Origin of the sequence: Marinobacter antarcticus, assembly GCF_900142385.1 — a bacterium.
In the GTDB taxonomy this organism is placed as follows: Bacteria; Pseudomonadota; Gammaproteobacteria; order Pseudomonadales; family Oleiphilaceae; genus Marinobacter; species Marinobacter antarcticus.
In genome coordinates this window covers 1,600,381-1,620,659 of record NZ_FRAQ01000001.1, presented here as the reverse complement: position 1 = coordinate 1,620,659, position 20,279 = coordinate 1,600,381, and the positions used below count along the sequence as shown (strand labels likewise).

The following is a 20,279-nucleotide window of genomic DNA, read 5'->3' as shown; positions in this document are numbered from 1 at the left end:
CCGGCAACGCCGGAACTCAGGCTGTTAACTGATTACTGTATTGGAACCAGAGTCAGCTCTACGCGACGGTTCTGTTCACGCCCAGCAGAGGTGTCGTTGGAAGCCATCGGGTAGCGCTCACCGTAGCCCACAGCACGGGTACGTCTGGACTCAATACCTTGGTTGAGCAGGAAGTCCCGCACGGAGCCGGCACGGCGCTCGCTGAGCAACTGGTTGTAGCTGTCCGAACCCGAGCTGTCTGTATGGCCTTCGATCTGGATAATGGTCTTGTCGAACTCTTTCAGCACCAGGGCAACAGACTCCAGCGTGTTTGTGAAGCCACCCCGAATTGAGGTCTGGTTCAGATCAAAAGTGATATTACCGGGCATGATGAGCTCGATCTGATCACCGTTACGGACAACACGAACGCCGGAACCTTCCAGCTTCTGCCGCAACTGCGCTTCCTGCCGGTCCATATAATAGCCGATGCCGCCACCAATGGCTGCGCCGCTTGCTGCCCCGATCAGAGCGCCTTTACCACGGTCGCTTTTACTGGAGGTTGCCGCACCGACGGCTGCGCCACCGATAGCGCCGATAATGCTGCCTTTTGTGGCATCCGAGGTTGACTGCTCCCCGGTGTACGGGTCATAGGTCATACAGCCGGCGAGGCCCATGGTCGTCACTGCTAATGCGAGCATTGTCTTCTTCACAGTATTCTCCTGTGGCGGTTTTTTCAGGCGCCTTTCAAGCTTTAAGCCTTCAAACCCTCTGGCCTCTTTATCAAGCACTCAGGAGTTTTCAGGGGCGTCTGCTGTTGAATGATTAAAGGTATCAATAATCTTATTGAATACGGTTGCCTGTAAATCCTTGGCTTCGTTCACCAGATGATGACGGCCGTTGGCAATTCTCACTTCCTCTACCGATGCAAACTTGTTGCGGATAATTCTCAGGTTGTGCTGCCAATCTACTGTCAGATCTTTTTCGCCCTGAACGACCGTGACCGGGAAGTTAACCGGGCGGGCAGACTCAATGTGCGGTATCCATGTGCGCAGCGCACTTACCCAGTCGACGTGCACCGCTCTCGCCTGCAGCGGATCGTGATCCCGCAGAAAGCGCAAAAACCGCGTATTACCGCTATTTGCTGAAAATACACGCTGCCAGCGGGTAATAAAAGGTTTTGCCATAGTGTGCAGAACTCTGGCACCAAGCCAGCCTGCCGGTCGGATCAGGGGCGCAAGTAAAACCACTTTACGAAACTCTGATGTCTCTGGGGAGTGGTGGTTCGACAGCAGATAATCAATCAATATAGCGCTCCCCGTACTCTGGCCCACAGCGAACCAAGGCCCACGAACTTTGTCACGAACATGGGCCATAACTTCCGACAATACCCCCTGATATTCCAGGAAGCTACCAATTGCCGCAGGTGTCCCACTGGAAAGTCCATGACCCGGCTGGTCATAGGCCAGGACATCGAAACCGGCTCCGAGGCAACGGTCAATCAACTGGCTGTACAAACCTACATGATCAAAATAGCCGTGCAGAATGAACACGGTGCCACGCTCTGCACGAGGTTCCGGTAGCCGGAAGTAATGCACCATGACCTCATGCCTGCCTGCTGCTACGTAGCCCTGATGATAGGCAATATCCGGGTGTTCAACCCAGAGATCAAGGCCATAAAAACGGCAGTATGCAACCATTTCCTCGCTAAGCTCTTCCCGTCCCTCCGGGTCAAAAAGCTCAAGCCTCTCCAGCAGGGATCCACGATCCCAATCCGGTATTTCTATGGTATCTGTTTTCCAGTACACGTAGAGTTAAGCGCCTGTCATGAATAGATAATACGAATTACGATGCACAATCCTAACCCATAGCGGGGACATAACACAGATGTTGCAACATCTTCTTGAATCCGGACTGCGCCAGACCATGAATCGCCTGGTCAGGCCGGCGCTTCACCCGGCCATTCCGGTTTCGGTTCAACGTACATTGATAAGCCAGGCTTACCGGAGCTCAGTTCCGCCCCGTGGCTGCCGTTTCCAGGCAAATACACTGGCAGACAGGCCGGTTATCAGGAGCTCTTTCGGCCAGGCAACACGCGGCGCCGTGCTGTATTTGCACGGCGGCGGCTATATCATCGGTTCGGCCGCCACCCACAAAGGCCTTACCGGGCATCTGGCCAAAGCCAGCGGCTGCATGGTGGTTACACCGGACTACCGCCTTGCTCCGGAGCATCCTTTCCCGGCCGCACTGGACGATGCAGAGGCCGCCTGGCTGGCGCTGATTAATGAAGGATTCGCACCGGGGCAAATTGCCATTGCCGGTGACTCTGCCGGCGGCGGACTGACTATCGCGCTGGCCATGCGGTTGCGTGACAACAATCAGCCCCTGCCCGCCTCCCTTACAGTTTTTTCACCCTGGGTGGATCTGACTCAGGAAGCGCTGTATTCACCCGAATGCGAGCCCGTGCTGCAAGCGCGCTGGACAGCCAAGGCAGCGAAACTTTACGCCGGCCAGGAATCTCTGCACACCCCCCTGATTTCACCCGTTTTCGGCAGTTTCAGGGATTTGCCGCCGTTACTGATCCAGGTCGGAAGCCAGGAAATCCTGCTCAACGATGCTGAACGGCTCGCAGATGCGGCCAGAAAAGCCGGGGTGAAAACCCAGCTTGAGGTATTTAACAGCCTTTGGCACGTATTTCAGGTCCACAGCGGCCAACTGGATAGAGCCACCGCCGCTGTGCAAACGGCAGGCGGGCACATCAGAGAGCATCTGGCAGGCTGAGCTCACCGAGTACAAGCGCCTCTTTGCGTTGCCTCGGCCATTGTTTGATGTGCCACTCAAGCTTTGATGCCCGGCTGCGGTCACCCGCCGGTGAGCAGAACACCAGCTCCAGCGGGCCCTTGCCCCTCAGGCTTCGTGCGCCCTTGGGGGCGCCGGCCTGATGTTCGGAAAATCGTCGCGAGACATCCGTGCTAATGCCGGTATAGAGCGCGCCACCGGCAGTGCGAACCATGTAAACAAACCAGCCACTAGCCATCTGCAAGTTCCTGCTCTCGCTCCTTCACTTTTTTTTGCTGCAACCAAAGCCCCATCATGATCAGCACCAGGCCGATGTAAGTTGAAGGCAGAATCTGCTCGCCAAGGATAAAGTAGATAAACACAAGAGACAGGAACGGCGAAATAAAGATCAGGTTGCTCACTCGGGAAGTATTTTCCGCCTTTTTCATGGCGTAAGACCAGAGCACAAAAGCAATGCCCATCTCAAACACGCCTACGTATACGGCCGCCACCAGGGAGCCTGTTACCGGCAGAGCCAACCCCTCTGTCCACCAGCAGATCAGCGCAATCACCGGCAGGCCGAACAGAAAGTTCAGGAACAGCCCCACCACGGGATCGCGGGTGTCGCGGGTAGCTATTATCCAGTACGAGGCCCAAACGAGCGTACTGCCTATTGCCAAAGAGACGCCCAGCGGGTCTGAAAAGCTCATAGTGGTAACGGCACCACGAGTGGCGATCACCACCACTCCCGCATAACATACCAGCCCGGCAATAATGTCCAGCTTGCGCAGGCGCTGCCCCAGAAAGGGCACCGACAAATATGCCAGAACCAGTGCCCAGGTGTAATTTAACGGCTGGGCCTCCTGGGCTGGCAGCCGGTCAAAGGCGCCAAAGAGAAAAAAGTAATACAGGCATGGATTGATCAGCCCCATGCCAAACGACTGGGCGTACTGCTTTTTGCGCAGTGAGAACACCAGGTACCAGCGCTTCTGCAACAGCAGAATGACAGCCATAACCAGAACAGACGAGGCGCAGGCGACCAGCAACATCTGTACCGGCGCCAGATCCGCAAGCGCCAGTTTGAAGGCCGTAGCAACCGTAGACCAAAGCAGAACTGTACCCAGCCCATACAACATGGCTGTTTTCTGATCCTTCATTAAAGCTCTCCCCGTGTCTCGCCCAAACTGCTTTTTTCAAGACTCTGCACATCGCAGCTTTCGCTGACTGATTCGCAGATCAGTTCGCAGTAACCGGCGCAGAAACAAACTTCACGCCCTGGCGGGCCAATTCCGCCGAACCGCGCGCTGTGAGTTCGGAGATAAACTGAAACTGTTCTTTGGGATCAAATGGGTAAGCTTTCAGTCGATAGTGCATACCCCAAGGCTTGTTGAAAACGATCACCAATACCGGCTGCCAGGTTTTTGTTCGGGGGCTGGTAAAAGCCACGTCCCGAAGCAGCTCCCGTACCCGACTGACATCATGATTCGCCTCCAGGTGAAAGTCTGCCACACACATCAGGTTGTCGGTGCCATCGTTGCCGTTGGCAATCAAGGAGTTCCAAAGTTTGTTGTGAGGGATGATCACAACAGTATCGTCGGGTGTGACAATCTCGGCAGCACGCGCACCTATGGCTCGTACTTCACCGTACTGACCATCCACTTCAATCCAGTCGCCGGGCCGGTAGGGCATTTCGAAAAGGGTAACGATGCCAGCGATCAGGCTGCTGGCGTAATCCTTGAAAGCGAAACCAAATGCCAGGGCCAGAGCGCCGAAGATTGCCATCATATTTTCGAACGACGGCTCCACCAGAATCGGAACCACCACTACAATCGTGGCTAGGATCATCAACAGCCGAAACAAAGGTACAGAGGCCAGGAGGTAAAGACGCGGCTTGCCACCAAGCTTCCCCGCAACTCGGGGAACCACTTTCTGGACCGCAACCGTAATCAGCGAAACGATAACAATAACGAGCAACGCCTTCCACAGCGCCTGCCCGGTTATGGAGGCAAAAGCACCCTTTATTCCGAGATCATCTATCATAGCGACTCCTAGAATTGATCAACCGGGAACCCCCAGCTCTGCAGGTGGCGCCTGACAGTGGGGTAGCCGATAGCTGTTACTTGCCAGTGCCCACGGGACGGTTCATATACCACCAGTTCAGCACGGTTCAGACGGGACAGCAGCAGGCTCAGTTCGTGAGCAGAAACGCCGGTAACAGATTCCAGTGAGGCCGCATCAAGGCCGTTGTGCTGCAGCAGCCCGTGAAGCACAAAACCGGTGAAGCTCTTTTTGCTCTGCGGCATCGTCGGCAAGCTCAACCGGTCCAGTGGCACAACCCAGCAATCGGCTGTCCGACTCTGCCTATCTGACGTCTCATCTGCCTCCTCCACCTTGGCGTCATCATCTGGGCGGCCCCGTATAGATCTCTGCCAGATAGCCAGGGCCACGCCGGGATTCCCGCGAGACAGGGCGGCCAGGTCTCGCAAAAATGTGCTGTATTTGCGCTTTTTACTGCTTTTGTTTTTTTCAGTTTCGTCTGTTTCGGCTATGGGTAAAACATACAGACCATCACCAGCCGTTCGCGCGCTCACCGAGGATTTACCGCTACCCGACGCCAATTGTGTCAACCATAGACCCAGCCGCTCGGAATCCATGGGCGCTGGTGTCCAGGGCGACATCTGTGCATTCTCAAGATAATGCCCCCAATATTGCCAGCACCAACTTGAGCATCCGACAATACCTGCGCCTGCATCACCATTCGCGATCCGCCGAAAAAGTTCCTTTACCAGTGCCAAGCCTGAAAGGCGTCGGAGCCAGAAATCTGCAAGCTCAGGAATGATCCAGGGGCGAGAAAGATCCTGTTTATCCCACCATTCACCGGCCTCCTGATCATCAAACAGAAGCGTATCCGGCGGTAAAATAATGGTCCAGCCTTCTTCATTCCCTCCATCCCGGGCAGGCCGAATACCCTCTGAAAAGCTGGAAAGCGCCTGCTGAACACCGGAAAACGGCGGAGCTATCAGGCAGACAACCTCACGTCTGAGCGCACCCTCGGAGCGGGCATCCTCCAGGCAGCGGTCGATAGCCATCGCCTGATCTGAAAAATCCGGCTCAGGGGCCAGCCGTCTCTGCTCGGTGGCAGATAACTCTGGCAGATCATCCATGCTTTCAAACGGCTCTTCCACCTGAGACACACCAGCGCGCAATTGTTTGAGCGCGTGTCCAAGAGCATCCTTCAGTGATCGTCGCACTGATGTCTGCGGCAATACCCACTGCTCGGCGGGTATCAGGCCGCCAGGAAGGCAAGGGTCATCTTTATTCTCGTTAGGTTTGTCCTTCAAAAAAACGGCTCCTGCATGGCCAAACGATTGGCCGGTATTCTTGTATTTACCAGATTCCGACCGACTCATGCCCGATTTACTCAGGTACCAGCCAGCCATGTTCGTGTGAAAGGCCTAGCGCCTGTTGTCCGGAAATCTGCTCAATCATGTCAGTAAGACGATCATCAAATCCCCACGGCGGATTGACCACCAGCATGCCCGAACCGGTCATACCACGCTCCGGAGGCGTTTTCAGATGGACTTCACTGCACCACACTTTGCGAACGGAGCTGTCTATAACAGCCTGTTTTAATGTCGCCTGCAAGCCGCTGGTAAGTACCGGATACCACACAAGATAAACCCCGTGGCGGCATTTCTGCCAAGCTTTTTGCAAGGTCTTTGCAACATCAAGGTACTCGGATTTGATCTCGTAGGAAGGATCAATCAGCACCATCAGCCTGGGTTGCGCGGGCGGAAGCTGCCTCAACAGCCCCTTCAAGCCGTCTTCGTGCATAACTCGCACCCTCTGCTCTGCGGCCCAACCGGCAAGCTGGCTACTTTCAGTGGGATGTAATTCAAACGCCGTCAACGAATCGCCCGGGCGCAAGAACTGGCGAAACCAGGCTGGAGAGCCGGGGTAAACCGTCAGCCGGCCCTCACCGGCGTTGAACCGTGACAACACCTCCATAACCGGCTGCCAGTCTTCGGAGTGTAAACCGCTCCGGCACGCCCAAAGCTTTTGCACGCCTGCATCCGCTTCCGCCGTTTTCCGGGCCCGTTCGCTCTCAAGATCGTAGATGGCACTGCCCGCGTGGGTGTCAAAGCAGGCAATGGCCGACGGCTTCGCCTGCATCATGGAAAGAGCAAGCGTTAACGCCGTGTGCTTCTGAACATCCGCAAAGTTCCCGGCGTGAAAGGCATGAAGGTAACTCAGCATAAATAGCTCCCTGTTAACAGGAGCTATTAAGCCCGAGCGCGTGCCGTCAGTGCAAGGGAACCTCTGAGCGACTCATTATTTTTTCTCTCCGGATCAAGAACGTGAAAGCCCTCTTGCGTTATGGCGTTCTAGTTAACATTATTACGAATGATAATACATATAATTCATATAAGTATTCATGGAGCCCGAAGCTGTCAATGAAAGTCATGTTTCAACCCGCCTCTCTGGCGCTGACTATCGCAGCCGCAATGAGCGCAGGCTGCGCTAATATCATTGTCACAGTGGCTGTAACCGCCCGGGAACAAACAATGAAGCGCTGATCTGCATTCCGGGGTTCAGGGGTGCCGGCCCGGCTGGTATCCTTGGCTATCCATTTCCCGGAGGACGGCAGTTTGCCCCAGCAACAGACACCTTTACAGAACGATAACTCTTCACAAGAGGACGCTCAGGCGACAACCGGCGCACTCGAACAGTCTGTTGACCGGCTCTACAGCCTGATTGCCAACGAGGAAGACGCCCGGGTCTGCAAGGACATACCAGCGGAAGCCTGCCAAGTAGTACCGCGCAACTTTTTCCTGATCCTTGCAGCCAACGTGCTGACCAAGCTGGGCGACCTTCTGATCAGCCCGAAAACGGTACTGGCATGGCTGATGAGTGCCATAGGCGCGCCTGCGCTGGTAGCCTGGCTCGTTCCCATCCGGGAATCCGGCTCCATGGTGCCCCAGATGATGATCGCGGCCTGGGTTCGTCGCAAACCTGTGCGTAAATGGTTCTGGACTCTCGGCAGCTTTGGTCAGGCGGCGAGCGTTGTGGCCATGGCCGCATGCGTCTGGTTTCTTGAAGGCTATACCGCCGGTGGCGGCATCATAGGTGCGCTGATCCTGTTTTCCCTGTCACGGGGCTTTTGCTCCGTGGCCATGAAAGACGTACAGGGCAAATGCGTTCCGAAAACCCGCCGAGGCAGGCTCTCAGGCCTTGCAACCACCATAGGTGGCACCGCCACCGTTATCCTGACGGCTTTGCTGTTCTGGGAGCGAGGCGACCCCACTCTTGCATTTTACAGCCTCCTGCTTCTGCTGGCAGCGGCACTCTGGGTTATTGCCGGGTTCCTGTTTGCGGGCGTGAAGGAACACGAAGGTGAAACCGGCGGGGGCGGCAACGCCATCACGGAAGCCTTCAAAAGCCTGTCGTTGCTGCGCGATGACGGGCCTTTTCGTAACTTCGTTATTACCCGCGCACTTCTGTTGTGCTCGGCTCTGGCCTCACCCTACTTTGTCGTACTGGCGCAGAAAGAGTCGGATACGGCCTTGATGCTTGGCGTGTTTCTTCTGGCGAGTAGTCTGGCCAGTTCCCTATCCGCCAGCTTCTGGGGCTGGATGGCCGATTCGTCCAGCCGCCGGGTAATGATTCGCGGCGCCGCCATCGCGAGCGCTGTGTGCCTGGCTGTTGGTCTTACTGCAATGTTTGCCGGTACGGGTGTGGGCAATGGCTGGTTTTATCCGCTGGCTTTCTTTGTTTTGAGCATTGCCCACGCGGGGGTAAGGCTGGGTCGGAAGACCTATCTGGTGGACATGGCGGGAGGCAACAAACGTACGGACTACACCGCCGTCAGCAACACGGTGATTGGCTTTTTACTGCTTGCCACGGGTGGTTTCACGGCGCTGATATCCCTGATATCAGACGCCGCTGTCATTCTGGTGCTCGGATTAATGGGGCTGGCCGGGACGTTCAGTGCGCTTCGGCTAAAAGAAGTAACCGACGACTGATTGGAAGGGTCTCAGCTTCAGACAGGTGCCCTGCCATCATTCAGTGCCAGGGCACCTTTCACAATGCGGTAGATGAGCCAGATCGAGATCCCCAGAAGAATGAACCATCCGACAATCAGAAAGGTGGTCACAGCGCCGATAACCGTCCATAAAAGCCCTACCCAGAAGGTGCGAATCTGCCAGCGGAAATGCGACTCCACCCAGGTATCGCGAACATCATCCAGTTTGACATAATTGATGATCACACCGACTAACCCGGTGATGCCTCCCAGAAAGAACGACAATCCCTGAAGGATATAGACCACCACGGCCAGGTTACGGGCGGGGTCAGAACGGCGTGACAACTCATTCGTCTCCGCGTCGGCAGGAATGAATTCCGAGTCAGCCAAGGCATATCTCCTTTCACAATATAATATGCCAGTTTAACACAGCCTCTGAAGCCATCCTCACTCATAAGGAGTCAGTGATTATCCGGACGGTATCCAAGCCGGAAGCCGCCCCAGTGCCGGCCATTCACGTAAATCGGAACAGACAGATCATGCATGACTTCGCCTGTGTCGCGACGGTAGGTTTGCAGAAGCATGCTCTCTTTGTGGCTACCACAACGAATACCCGTGCGATCATTAAACAGGCGTTTGCTTCGGCTACGTAAAAGATCGACCTCAGGGTCGCCGGTAGGTGCATGGGCGAAATCACGGTTATGGGTTGGTATATATCCGTCCGGCGCCGCAACAATCGCAAACACCAGAGCCGGGTGGGAGCCCTTAACCTGTTCCTGAACAACAGGCAGGCTTTTATCGGTAAAAGAATCGAAACTGCTTGAATACTTGGCAGGCTGAGTGCCTTGGATTGGCGTTCTCGTTTTGTCAAATAACTTACTTTCAGTCAGCTTACCATCGCGGATAGCCTGCTCAAACACCTGGCCGATCTGCTCTGCGCCAGCCCGCGCCTGGTCGTAGAAGAACCTGTGGTAACTGGAACCACTGTTCAGTGCAAACGCCGCGTTGGCGATTTCTGCGAGCTCCATAAGCGTGGCTGCCTGCTCCGCCAGTGAAGCAACACTGCTATCACTCTCGGAGATCTGATCCCTTACAGTTTCAATAGCCGAGAACACGTGAGTCAGGCTAACCTCGTTGTTCTGATCAATCTCCGCTATGCGCGCCACCTGTTGATGAACCCGATCCGACTGATCGCGTATCTGGTCGAGCCGCTCACCGACAGTCTCGACCGATGCAAGCCCACCCTCGACACTGCGGGCAAGGTCTTCAATTCGGGTCACGATCAACGCAGTATCTGAACGGATCTCCTGCAACGTTTCAGCGACCTCACCGGTGGCCTGAGCGGTGCGGCCTGCCAGCTGCCGGACTTCATCCGCAACCACCGCAAAGCCACGCCCCTGATCTCCTGCCCGGGCGGCTTCAATGGCGGCATTGAGCGCCAGCAGATTAGTCTGTTCCGCAATACCCTGAATGGTGCTGGTTACGCCCTGAATCTTGTTGGACTTTTCGTTAAGTTCCTGGATCAGGCGAAGATTTTCACCGGATTGCTGATGCACGACCCGGATGCTGTCGATTGCCGAGGTGAGGGCTTTTCGCCCTTCAGTGCTGGCCTGACTATTCTGCAGGGCCATGGTGGCCGCATCAGTAGCCTGCTGTGAAGATTCCCTTACGGTTTCGGTAATCTGCCCGGCATAGTCTGCCATCTGAGCAGTTTCCTGAACCTGGAGGTCAAGGCGCAACTTGAGCTGATCTGCAGCATAAGAAACCTCTGCAGCGGATATAGCACTCTTGTCGGCACTTCCGGAAAGCGTTTCCACCAGAGCGCGCCCTGCATTGGCATCGGCAAGTAACTGGCGGCACTGGGCCTGCAGCGGATGACCGTCGGCCAAGGTGCCATCATTCAGCGCCTTGAGACCCCGTTCAGTCGGCTCAAGCACGCGAACAACCAGAAAACCGCCTGCGGCCAAGAGGCCTGCCACGAGCCCAATCGATATCGACGCGATTTCAAGACCTAACAATGGCGCCACCACTGCACACACAACCGCAAGAATAACGGCAAGCGCCACCCCCCAAAGAACTGAAGCCCGATCCAATAACCCCATATCCACCTCGTATTTATCGTTGCTTCTGCAATCATTTTGTTATCAAAGGCCATTTCGGAGACTAAAGAGTTAATGTGAGTTAATAACTCATACTTTAGTGTATTTTTAATTCTTATCGGCGGGTAACGGCGTTTCTGAAATAAAAAACCGCAAACCCGACCCACTCTATTACCAAGTGGCCAGGTTTGCGGTCGCCTCATATCAATTGGAGAACTCCCTGCCTCTTACCAGTCCAGGCGAATATCCCAATGGTTTACCCTGCTCGCAGCCTCAAGCGGGGCAGCCTTTTCAGGATCCAACTCCCGGAATACGTTTTTGGCCGGGACAACGGTTGCGTCACGACCGTAAACGTAACTCTGCTCATCGACGATGATTTTATAAGCCTTGTTCAACGCCAGGGCTCTTTCTCGGCTCGGCGTAATCAGCGCGTAGACATCGGCGTTAAGAACCGCGGATTCCCTGACAGATCCATCCTCATTGAACCATCGCGCTTTCATCTCGGGATTCTCCCTGAATTCGTTGCCGCCGCCCACGCGTCCGAGATATTGCAGGATCTCGCCCTTTTTCTCGTCCATGTTCGGCGCGTCAGCCATGCCTTTCAGGTCAATGTAGCCCCACCCATTGGCGCCGGTCACCTTTCTTGGAAACGCAAAGGTCTGATCGATGGTGGTTCCGATTGTGCCATGGCAGCCCATGCAGAACATTTGTTCCTGGTAGGTTTGCTTCCTCAACTCCCCTTCACCATCTTCAATAAAACCAAGAACTTCCCATCCCATCCCGTTATTCAGACCCTTATCGCCGTGGTCTGAATAAACCGGCAGGTTGCCATCGATTTTCTCCTGGCGCTCATTGCCATAGAGGGACGCGAGTTCCGCCACAGAATAATGCTTTACCTTTTTCATATACCGAACTTCCTTCATCCGTTTTGAAGGAACAATTTCGTCACCATCAAAACCAACGTAACGAACGGTATGAATGAACTGGGTACCCTCCGGATAGGCCATTCGCTCCACTTTTTGACCAGACGCTGCACCAACATAGGAGGGCCTCGCTCCAATACTGACGACTTCAGAGAGGATGCCATCGTTGTTCAGATCCGCACATACTTTGTTCTCTTCTATCAGTGGTGTGGATATCTCCGGAAGATCTTTCATCGCCATTTCCAGTATGGCGAGATTGGTGAAATAAACGTCCTGTGAGAACCGACTGACATCATCACCACAGGATGCAGTCCGGAACCTTTCAGGAAGCCGGATGATTACATCATCAGTGGAACCATTGGTTGGCCAGAAGGTACTGGGAAGAGGCTTATAGTTGAATGCCACCCAGCCGCTGCCATCTTTTGCCAGGCCATAGTCGTCAAAGGCCGCAGCGCCATCCGCCAGATCCTCAATGGCAGGAACGGGGCCCGACCAGTTCTCATCGTCCTGCAGCCTTTCGATGAAATCACTGTAATTGTCGGTGCTGACGTAATCCTCAATCTCTCCGTCACTGATTCCAGCGACATCGTCGCGTCGATCAACGAACAGGTTGGACCAATGATTGTGAACACCAAGATCCGAGAAATTGTAGTCCCCCTGAAGAAAACCGTCCTCCATGCTGTTAGGACGCTTCGGATCCGAATACGTCTGATGGCAGGTGTAACAGGGATTGTTCACACCCTCGGTTTTGGTGTAGCACTGCGGTGGAATAACCGCTTCCCGGTTGTAGAGAGTATCCGCTGCAATTTCCGGGCGAGCAGGCTCATCGGTGTTCGATCCGTAGTCCTCGGGATCCACAACGGCGGGCATATCCTCCTCGCCGCAGCCGGTCATGAGGCCAGCCAACATGATTATGAGTGGATAGAAAACACGTTTCATGAGTTGCCCCATATCTAGACGCAAAAGAGGGAGGCCTTTCGGCCTCCCCTTAATTTCTCAATAACTGGTAACCGATCAGGCTTCCGGATCAAACAGCCAGAGCATATTGTTCTCATGCTCGCCGGAATCCTCGCCAATCAATACGCGACCGTCCCGGAGAACGAGCAGGTTGTCTGGTTCGGAAATGTTGTCGGCACTGCAGTTATTCAGCGTTGCGCTTGCGTCGTATGGGCCGCCCACGATCGCTGGCACCATTCGTGCGATATCGAAGGTGGAAGAAAGCGACATCTGATAAACCACGCCACAGTCACCGTTGGTGGCATCCAGCTGGATATTGCCCTGATCGTCGCCCATCGTGGCGTTGAAGTTGGACATCGCCATGTAAGCAAAGGGAACAGAGCCGTCACGGGCGCCTTCCAGGTTAATATTCACACCTTCCATCTTGCGGAACTCGGCCGTGGCTCCCAGAGCTGCAGCCGCTTTACGGGACTCCAGGAATGCGACCCGATCATCGCCGAAGGGGTTAACCCCAATCCCATTCTGTCCGTCCAGGTCCTGGTTCAGTTTTTCTTCCGCCCAGTTGTTAATCTCGGCGTCAGAGATGTAACTGGTGCTACCAGCGACATAATCAGTCTGGTCAATACCGTCGTACTCGGTCACCCAGGCATCGATGGTGGTGTTGTCGCCAGAGGCGAGTTCGACCCACTCAATATCGAACCCGGCGATAGCTGGGTCGCTGGAGGCGTCCTGAGTGACTTTGGCGGCAAACAGAGTGCCGGCGGTGAGATCACCCGCAGTATCAGCAACAAACTTGAAGAAAACTGTGCCAGTTCCGTCATCGCTCAGGTAAACGGTTTTCTCATCCGGCATAACGACGGCGTTCTCATGAGAAAAACGACCCAGTGCACGCATTTTCACCGGGACCGGGGTCGCCGATGTCGGATCTGTGATTTCAACGATATAGCCGTAGTCATAAGGGTTCGGATAAGTGCCTCCGAGGTAGTCCTGAAGAAGCTCATTGTCACTGATGTACGAATAGTTCGAGTTGTTCCAGTCGGCCGTGTTATCGAAATAGAGCTCTTCGGAGGTTAGCGGCGTGCCCCAGGGCGAGAGCGTTCCGAAACAGTTGACCCAGGTTCCGGATACCGGACTGAAATCAACCATCATTACGTCGTTGTCCACGACGTTCCAGTTGCCTGTGTCGTTTTTACGTATCTTCATTCGGCTCATACCACCTGGGCGGTCTTCCCAGTTGGTAAACAGATAGCCCTCTCCTGCACCTGTGCTAACAAAGGCGTTAAAGTCCGGATCATTAGACACTTTGAGAGTGCTCGATCCATCCATTGTGTTGATAGCACCCATGCCGCCAGTCGGCGCGCCAGCCCAGGCATCACCGTTCTGCGCCAGCACATCGTAGGAACCAACGGCTGTGCGGACCAGTTCCTTTTCGTCGCCATCGGCAGGCATGGCCAGCTCATTGAACCCCATATCCGAAGCCGAAAAATCAGCATCGCGAACCACGCCCACGGCCGCAGCAGAGAAAACTTTGCCGTCGACATCCTGGGCGGTGTTGCTGTCAGACGGATGCTGCACGTTGAAGAACAGATCGCCTTCCTCAGACAGGAAAAGGCCTGTCACCTCGGAACCAAGTGGCACGGTCGCCAACCGGGTCAACGCCTGAGTATCCGAATCGAATGTGCTTGCCTGAGTGGGCGAGCTATCATCGTTATCCGAGCAGCCAGCCACAAAAGCGGTGCCTGCAACAGCCAGCGCCAGCGCAGAAATCTTGAACAGATATTTTCCGTTTTTCTGATACATAGTCGTTACCCTACTTGGTCTCTGTCAGGTGTTATTGCTCTGAGACTCAGAGAGTGGACGAGTTATGTTTCACATAGATTAACCTACCGTTACCAGCCTGTGACGATTCCAAGACAGCCCGTCACTCAGACATACTCAAGGTTTGCACGCCGACCGAGTTAGTCGGCTCATCACCTCGGGAACTCAGTTTTAGGGTAGAGGCCGCTCCCTCCACCCTTCAGCACGGTCGAAAGACTACTTGGTCACTTCGTCGTAACCTTCCTCTACGGCATCGCCTGCGTCGTCCGCGGCTTCGCCCATTTTTTCTCCGGCGTTTTCGACGCCTTCTTTCATTTCGCCTATTACGCCTTCGTCCTGGCCGGTGGCTTCTTCATAGGTCTCTTCCACGGAATTGCCTGCGTCGTCCACGATTTCTTTAGCGTTGTCCGCGGCCTTATCAAAATCAGCCCCCTCATTATCTTCGGAGCTGCAAGCAGCAAGGCCCAAAGTCAAAAACATAAGAAGTGCGCTTAAAGTAAACTTGTTCATAACATATCCCTCTGTTGGTAAGCGTTTGTAACCGTGCACAGGGTAAAACCATGTCCGACACCAGGCAATTACCTCCCGATTACCCTTTATTTAACCTACCGTGCCAGATATCTGCTGACCGTCGAGCATAAGTACTCGATCGAATGGCAGCATGGTTCCTCGGCCGAGAAAAATAAAATCCTGCCCCGCCCGGCTGAAAATATCCCGCACTACATCATGAACCATGCAGACCTGCCCAGCGCTGTCGCGGTATACAACCTCAACGAGTTGCGCGCTGGACACGCATTCGCGAAGCCTGTTCAGGACCTCGCCGGGCGCTGCTGAAGGCGAAGTATTAGAAGTTGTCATTACCTGTCCCTCCCTGTGTTTATCATTTTTGTGTTGAAAGTCTGGTCCAGGTTTGTCCGCTCTGCCACTTAATCACTTTTTGTCATTTCGAGCCAAGCTCTGCAGCCAACAGCGAGAAATTGTTGCATTGATAGATTGTCCGACATAAATTGAGTTACGTGCACTGCAATGGAGAGACGCCATGAATGCCAAAACCCATGACAATCTGGATTCACAAACGGCAAAGAAGCCGTTTAAAAGCCCTGCAACATCTGCCAGCCTTATTGAAAATTGGAAAGACCCGAAGCGTTATCTCTGGCTTTTGGGGCCCGCTCTACCAGGCATTGGTCTGGCAGCGCTAACCGGTTATGCGGTGGCACCGAAAAAGTTCAAAGCTCTGGCATGGACAGGCCCGGCGCTGGTTCATGGCATTATTCCGGCGCTGGATCGAGCCATCGGAGAAGATAAAAGTAACCCACCGGAGTCCGCGGTTGGTCCACTGGAGCAAGACAAGTATTACAGCCGCATAGTAAAGGCGTTTATCCCCACCCAATATGCGATGACGTTTATGGGCGCATGGCTGGCTAGCCGCAAGAACACGCCGATTGAGGACAAGATCGGCCTGACGCTAACCGTCGGTGCCATTAATGGTGTTGGCATCAACACTGCGCACGAGCTGGGGCATAAGTCGAACAAGTTTAATAAGCTGATGGCTATGGCAGCTCTGGCGCCCACGGGTTACACCCATTTTGTTGTCGAACATAATTTTGGCCACCATAAGCGCGTAGCGACTCCGGAAGACCCCGCAAGCAGCCGCATGGGTGAGAGCTTCTGGAAATTTCTACCGCGCACGGTATTTGGTGGTATGAAATCTTCGGTAGAAATAGAGAAGGCGCGCCTTGCCCGCAAAGGCAAAAGCTTCTGGAGTCTGGAGAACGAGCTGTTGCAGGGCTGGGCAATGAGTGCGGGCTTCTTTGGCGCGACGACATTGGTCTGTGGGCCGCGGGCATTGCCGTTCCTGGCGGCCCAGGCGGTTTATGGCGCCAGCATGCTGGAGAGTGTGAATTACATTGAGCACTACGGTCTGCTGCGCCAGAAAGACAACAATGGAAAATACCAACGCACACAGCCGGAGCACAGCTGGAACAGTAATCACATTGTGACAAATCTGTTCTTGTATCAGCTGCAGCGTCATTCAGACCATCACGCCAATCCGCAGCGCAGTTACCAGGCTTTACGTCACTTCGAGAAGGCGCCGCAGCTGCCCGGCGGCTATGCGTCGATGCTGTTGCCTGCGTATGTGCCGCAGTGGTGGTATGAAACGATGGATAAACGGGTAATTGATCACTACAAAGGCGATCTGAGCAAGATCAACTGGGATCCAGATCGGAAGGCGGAGTTAATGGCGAAGTATGCAGATTATGCTGCCGAGGTGGCTGCCAAGGCGGGGGCTCGCCGGGAGGAGACTTCTGGCTCGGCTTCAGAGGAGGCCGCCTGACAAACTCTAATCCCTGAAAGATCGGAGTTCACGACCAACTGGGAGCACCGCCCAGGCTTCGGAGGGGGCTGGTTACTTCCCTTTAAAAACCGCGCTCCGTCTCTCAAGAAATGACTGGATGCCTTCCTTGACGTCTTCGCTGGCCATTACTGGCTGCAGATCCGGGAACAACCGCAGCTTCGCAGCTTCCTGACCTTCACTGACTGCGATTTTGGAAGACTTCAAGCTACCAGGCGGCAGCAATCTCGTGGTACATGGCCCGGTTCATGGCGTTCATTTTTTCCGGGCGGTTTAACCCGATCAGCAGGATGTGGCTTTTCTTTTCAACGTTAACCAAAGCCATCAGAACCACTCCGCCTTCATGTTCAGGCAAGTGTCGTCCATATTCCGCAACAGCACCAAGTCCTGAGCAACCGTCGGCAGCTCCCAGTGGAAGAAGTACTGGGCGGCCTGGAGCTTGCCGTGGTAGAAGTTGCGCTCGTCGTCGGTGTTGGCTGACGCCAGCGCATTGGCGGCAGCATTGGCCTGGCGCAGCCACATCCAGGCGACGATAATATGGCCAAACAGGTGCAGGTAGCAGGAGGCATTGGCAAGGGTTTTGTCTACTTCGCCGCTCATCAGGGATTTCCCCAGGCTCTGGGTAACTTTGACGGCCTGCTGAAGTGTTTCACTCAGGGACAACGCCCATTGCTGGCAGCGGTCGGTGGTCGCGGCCTCCAAATCCACCTGCATTTCCTGCATGAGCAGCTGCAAACCATGGCTCTGATCCTGCCAGATCTTACGTCCAAGCAAATCCAGCCCCTGAATGCCGGTGGTGCCTTCGTGGATAGGATTCAGGCGGTTATCGCGCCAGCACTGTTCCACCGGGTACTCTCGGGTGTAGCCGGCACCGCCGTATACCTGAATCGCCAAGTCGTTGGCTTTTGGACCATATTCGGAAGGCCAGGTCTTGATGATCGGCGTGAGCAGGTCGAGCAGTTTGCCAGCTTCGGTGCGCTTGTGTTCATCCGGATGGGTGTGCTGATCGTCCATCAAGCGGGTGCCATACAGGCAAAGGGCCAGCCCACCTTCGCTGTAGGCTTTCTGGGCCAGCAGCATCCGGCGTACATCGGCATGGTCGATGATTGGTACCTGGGGGCTTTCCGGGTTCTTTTCGGAAGCCTTGCGGCCCTGCAAACGGTCTTTGGCATATTCCAGGCTGTGCATGTAGCCGCGATAGCCAATCACCGCCGCGCCAAAACCCACTCCTACCCGGGCCTCGTTCATCATCTGGAACATGTACTTCAGGCCCTGATGAGGCTCGCCCACCAGATAACCGTGACAGGGCGCATCGTCGCCAAAACTGAGCGCCGTGGAGGTGGTGCCGCGGTAACCGAGCTTGTGGATCAAACCGGCGAGGCTGACGCCGTTGTGATCCAGCGGATTGCCGTCGCTGTCTATGCGGAATTTGGGAACAATGAACAGGGAGATGCCTTTTACCCCTGCCGGAGCGCCTTTGATTTTAGCGAGCACCATGTGAACGATATTTTCAGTGATGCTCTGCTCGCCACCAGAGATGTAGATCTTCGCGCCTTTAATCAGGTAGTGGCTATCATCCGTCGGTGTGGCAGAGGTACGAATATCCGCAAGCGACGACCCGGCATGGGGCTCGGTAAGTGCCATGGTTCCGGTATAACGGCCGCTGAGCATGTTGGGCAGGAAGCTGGTTTTCTGCGATTCATTGCCGAAAACGCGAATAAGGTTCGCCGCTGCGGTAGTGAGGAACGGGTAGCCAGCGGTGCCCGGGTTAGCGGCAGTGAAGAAGCCGTTGCAAGCGGCCATAACGGATTCAGGAAGCTGCATGCCACCCAGCTCGTAATCATAGCGGCCTGCAATAAACCCGGCTTCGGCGTAGGCATCAAATGCCTCCTTCACTTCGGGCAGCATTTCCACCTGGCCGTTGACGAATCTCGGCTCGTCTTTATCAGCGGCGCTGTTGTGGTTGGCAAACTTCTCCCGGGCCATTTTGTCGGCGGTTTCGATCACGGCATCGAAGGTATCGCGGTTGTGCTCACTGAAACGGTCGCGGCTGATCAGGCTTTCGGTATCAAGAACTTCGTAGAGTTGGAACGCCAGATCGCGGCGGTCTATCAGAGTATCGGTCATTTATGCAGCTTCCTGATAATTTAACGGAGCGTCAATTGGTTGCTACAGGCTCTCACAACCGGGTTTTCCTGAGAACCGGCGTTTATGACATAATTATGGTTGATTCCGCCACTACCCTTCAAACCGGAGCTCTCATGCAGACAGTTTCTGTCATTGGTTTTGATGGTGCGCTGGCGAGCGCTATTACAGGCGTGATCGATTTGTTTCGTCTGGCCGGTGTGACCTGGGCACGCATTCATGACGAACAGCCAGTGCCCCGCTTCAACACGCGCCTGCTAACGCGTAACGGTGATCCCTGCCGATGCATCAACGGCATAACCCTGCTATCTGATGGGAGCTGGGAGGAGCTGGACACGAATAGCGCAGATCTGGTGATCGTGCCGACCATCGGCGCGCCGATTGATCGGGTGCTGGCATCAAACCCGGATCTGATTGCCTGGCTGAGCCAGTTCCACAACCTGAACGGTAGCTCTGCCGGACAGGTTAGGGTGGCCAGTAACTGCACAGGGGCGTTCCTTCTGGCAGAGGCTGGTTTGCTGGATGGCAGAGAAGCCACAACCCACTGGGGCTTCAGCAACCTTTTTCGCCAGCGCTACCCGCTAGTAAACCTGAATCCGGAAAAACTGGTAACGGTAGACGGGCACATCGCCTGTGCCGGTGGCGGCATGGCCTGGTGGGATCTGGGTGTGCAGCTGATAGAACGCCACGCAGGTGCCCAGGTTGCCCGGGAGTTGGCGAAGGCGTTTGTTATCGATGCCGGGCGCAATAGCCAGGCGCCATACAGCGCTCTTCAGACCAAGAGGTATCATTCAGATCCGGTGATTCTGAAGCTGCAGGACTGGCTGGAGGAGCACTATGTTGAAGCCGTGAACCTACACTCTCTTGCCGCTTTAAGCGGCCTGACCACGCGCTCGCTGATGCGGCGATTCAAACTGGCAACCGGTGATACACCCACGGGCTACCTTCAGGCCATTCGGATAGAGGCCGCGCGCCAGCATTTAGAGAACTCCCGTTTGCCCGTAGAGGACGTTACCCGACTGGTGGGCTACGAGGATGTCAGTTCTTTCAGCCGTTTATTTCGCAAACAGACCGGGCTCGCCCCGGGGGCCTACCGTTCGCGGTTTGGCCGTTAACCACGACAGCGATCATTTGGCCCGGGTTATGCATTCGATAACCCTAACGGCCACTGGCTGGATGTTTTCGTAAAGTATACTGACAGGCGTCAT

The 20,279-nt window shown here is 55.0% G+C and carries 19 protein-coding genes; 5 read left to right on the top strand and 14 right to left on the bottom strand.

Translation table 11 applies throughout. The features are described 5' to 3' along the window. Positions 1 to 32: 32 nt before the first annotated feature. Both BUA49_RS07670 and BUA49_RS07665 read right to left on the bottom strand, forming a co-directional pair. On the bottom strand, positions 33 to 689 hold the full coding sequence (locus tag BUA49_RS07670; protein ID WP_072797753.1) for an OmpA family protein: 657 nt from the start codon (positions 687 to 689) through the stop codon (positions 33 to 35). Positions 690 to 767: 78 nt separating this feature from the next. Continuing rightward, on the bottom strand, positions 768 to 1,784 hold the full coding sequence (locus tag BUA49_RS07665; RefSeq protein WP_072796585.1) for an alpha/beta hydrolase: 1,017 nt from the start codon (positions 1,782 to 1,784) through the stop codon (positions 768 to 770). A gap of 79 nt (positions 1,785 to 1,863) precedes the next feature. On the opposite strand from BUA49_RS07665, the gene BUA49_RS07660 reads away from it, so the two are divergent. Beyond that, positions 1,864 to 2,757, top strand: a complete 894-nt coding sequence (locus tag BUA49_RS07660; RefSeq protein ID WP_072796584.1) for an alpha/beta hydrolase — start codon at positions 1,864 to 1,866, stop codon at positions 2,755 to 2,757. Here BUA49_RS07660 and BUA49_RS07655 read toward each other — a convergent pair. The 5 genes from BUA49_RS07655 to BUA49_RS07635 all read right to left on the bottom strand — a co-directional run bounded on the left by BUA49_RS07655 (position 2,735) and on the right by BUA49_RS07635 (position 7,011). After that, positions 2,735 to 3,013 carry a GIY-YIG nuclease family protein gene (locus tag BUA49_RS07655; RefSeq protein WP_072796583.1) on the bottom strand — a complete coding sequence of 93 codons (279 nt, stop codon included), beginning with the start codon at positions 3,011 to 3,013 and terminating at the stop codon, positions 2,735 to 2,737. The two genes, BUA49_RS07660 and BUA49_RS07655, sit on opposite strands and share 23 nt — an antisense overlap. After that, positions 3,006 to 3,911: a DMT family transporter gene (locus BUA49_RS07650; protein ID WP_072796582.1), complete on the bottom strand. Its 906-nt coding sequence runs from the start codon at positions 3,909 to 3,911 to the stop codon at positions 3,006 to 3,008. The genes BUA49_RS07655 and BUA49_RS07650 overlap by 8 nt, the downstream gene beginning before the upstream one ends. Before the next feature lie 79 nt (positions 3,912 to 3,990). Further along, positions 3,991 to 4,794 carry a mechanosensitive ion channel family protein gene (locus BUA49_RS07645; protein WP_228704427.1) on the bottom strand — a complete coding sequence of 268 codons (804 nt, stop codon included), beginning with the start codon at positions 4,792 to 4,794 and terminating at the stop codon, positions 3,991 to 3,993. A gap of 8 nt (positions 4,795 to 4,802) precedes the next feature. Further along, a complete protein-coding gene (locus BUA49_RS07640) occupies positions 4,803 to 6,095 on the bottom strand; it encodes a hypothetical protein (RefSeq protein WP_072797749.1) in 1,293 nt (430 codons plus the stop codon). Between the two features lie 76 nt (positions 6,096 to 6,171). Then, positions 6,172 to 7,011, bottom strand: coding sequence for a 23S rRNA (adenine(2030)-N(6))-methyltransferase RlmJ (locus BUA49_RS07635; protein ID WP_072796581.1), 840 nt, complete (start codon positions 7,009 to 7,011; stop codon positions 6,172 to 6,174). A 197-nt stretch (positions 7,012 to 7,208) separates the two neighbouring features. Here BUA49_RS07635 and BUA49_RS18145 point away from each other — a divergent pair, with 197 nt between their 5' ends. After that, positions 7,209 to 7,331: a hypothetical protein gene (locus tag BUA49_RS18145; protein ID WP_267283708.1), complete on the top strand. Its 123-nt coding sequence runs from the start codon at positions 7,209 to 7,211 to the stop codon at positions 7,329 to 7,331. Between the two features lie 174 nt (positions 7,332 to 7,505). Then, complete coding sequence (locus BUA49_RS07625; protein ID WP_072797747.1) at positions 7,506 to 8,777, top strand: MFS transporter; 1,272 nt, start codon at positions 7,506 to 7,508, stop codon at positions 8,775 to 8,777. A 17-nt stretch (positions 8,778 to 8,794) separates the two neighbouring features. Here BUA49_RS07625 and BUA49_RS07620 read toward each other — a convergent pair whose 3' ends face one another. The 6 genes from BUA49_RS07620 to BUA49_RS07595 form a co-directional block, all read right to left on the bottom strand. Next, complete coding sequence (locus tag BUA49_RS07620) at positions 8,795 to 9,166, bottom strand: DUF4870 family protein (protein ID WP_072796579.1); 372 nt, start codon at positions 9,164 to 9,166, stop codon at positions 8,795 to 8,797. Positions 9,167 to 9,237: 71 nt separating this feature from the next. Continuing rightward, positions 9,238 to 10,878 carry a methyl-accepting chemotaxis protein gene (locus tag BUA49_RS07615; protein ID WP_072796578.1) on the bottom strand — a complete coding sequence of 547 codons (1,641 nt, stop codon included), beginning with the start codon at positions 10,876 to 10,878 and terminating at the stop codon, positions 9,238 to 9,240. Positions 10,879 to 11,102: 224 nt separating this feature from the next. Continuing rightward, on the bottom strand, positions 11,103 to 12,737 hold the full coding sequence (locus BUA49_RS07610; RefSeq protein ID WP_072796577.1) for a hypothetical protein: 1,635 nt from the start codon (positions 12,735 to 12,737) through the stop codon (positions 11,103 to 11,105). Positions 12,738 to 12,812: 75 nt separating this feature from the next. Beyond that, positions 12,813 to 14,555 (bottom strand): alkaline phosphatase PhoX, encoded by a 1,743-nt coding sequence (locus BUA49_RS07605; RefSeq protein ID WP_072796576.1) that lies wholly within the window; start codon positions 14,553 to 14,555, stop codon positions 12,813 to 12,815. Between the two features lie 234 nt (positions 14,556 to 14,789). Further along, the gene (locus BUA49_RS07600; RefSeq protein WP_072796575.1) at positions 14,790 to 15,083 is read right to left on the bottom strand and encodes a hypothetical protein; all 294 of its coding nucleotides are present in this window, start codon (positions 15,081 to 15,083) and stop codon (positions 14,790 to 14,792) included. Between the two features lie 90 nt (positions 15,084 to 15,173). Then, positions 15,174 to 15,431: a hypothetical protein gene (locus tag BUA49_RS07595; RefSeq protein WP_072796574.1), complete on the bottom strand. Its 258-nt coding sequence runs from the start codon at positions 15,429 to 15,431 to the stop codon at positions 15,174 to 15,176. A 181-nt stretch (positions 15,432 to 15,612) separates the two neighbouring features. On the opposite strand from BUA49_RS07595, the gene BUA49_RS07590 reads away from it, so the two are divergent. Further along, positions 15,613 to 16,908, top strand: a complete 1,296-nt coding sequence (locus BUA49_RS07590) for an alkane 1-monooxygenase (protein WP_072796573.1) — start codon at positions 15,613 to 15,615, stop codon at positions 16,906 to 16,908. Between the two features lie 342 nt (positions 16,909 to 17,250). Here BUA49_RS07590 and BUA49_RS07585 read toward each other — a convergent pair whose 3' ends face one another. Continuing rightward, a complete protein-coding gene (locus BUA49_RS07585; protein ID WP_072796572.1) occupies positions 17,251 to 19,053 on the bottom strand; it encodes an acyl-CoA dehydrogenase in 1,803 nt (600 codons plus the stop codon). Between the two features lie 134 nt (positions 19,054 to 19,187). On the opposite strand from BUA49_RS07585, the gene BUA49_RS07580 reads away from it, so the two are divergent. Further along, a complete protein-coding gene (locus tag BUA49_RS07580; protein WP_072797745.1) occupies positions 19,188 to 20,186 on the top strand; it encodes a GlxA family transcriptional regulator in 999 nt (332 codons plus the stop codon). Positions 20,187 to 20,279: the final 93 nt, after the last annotated feature.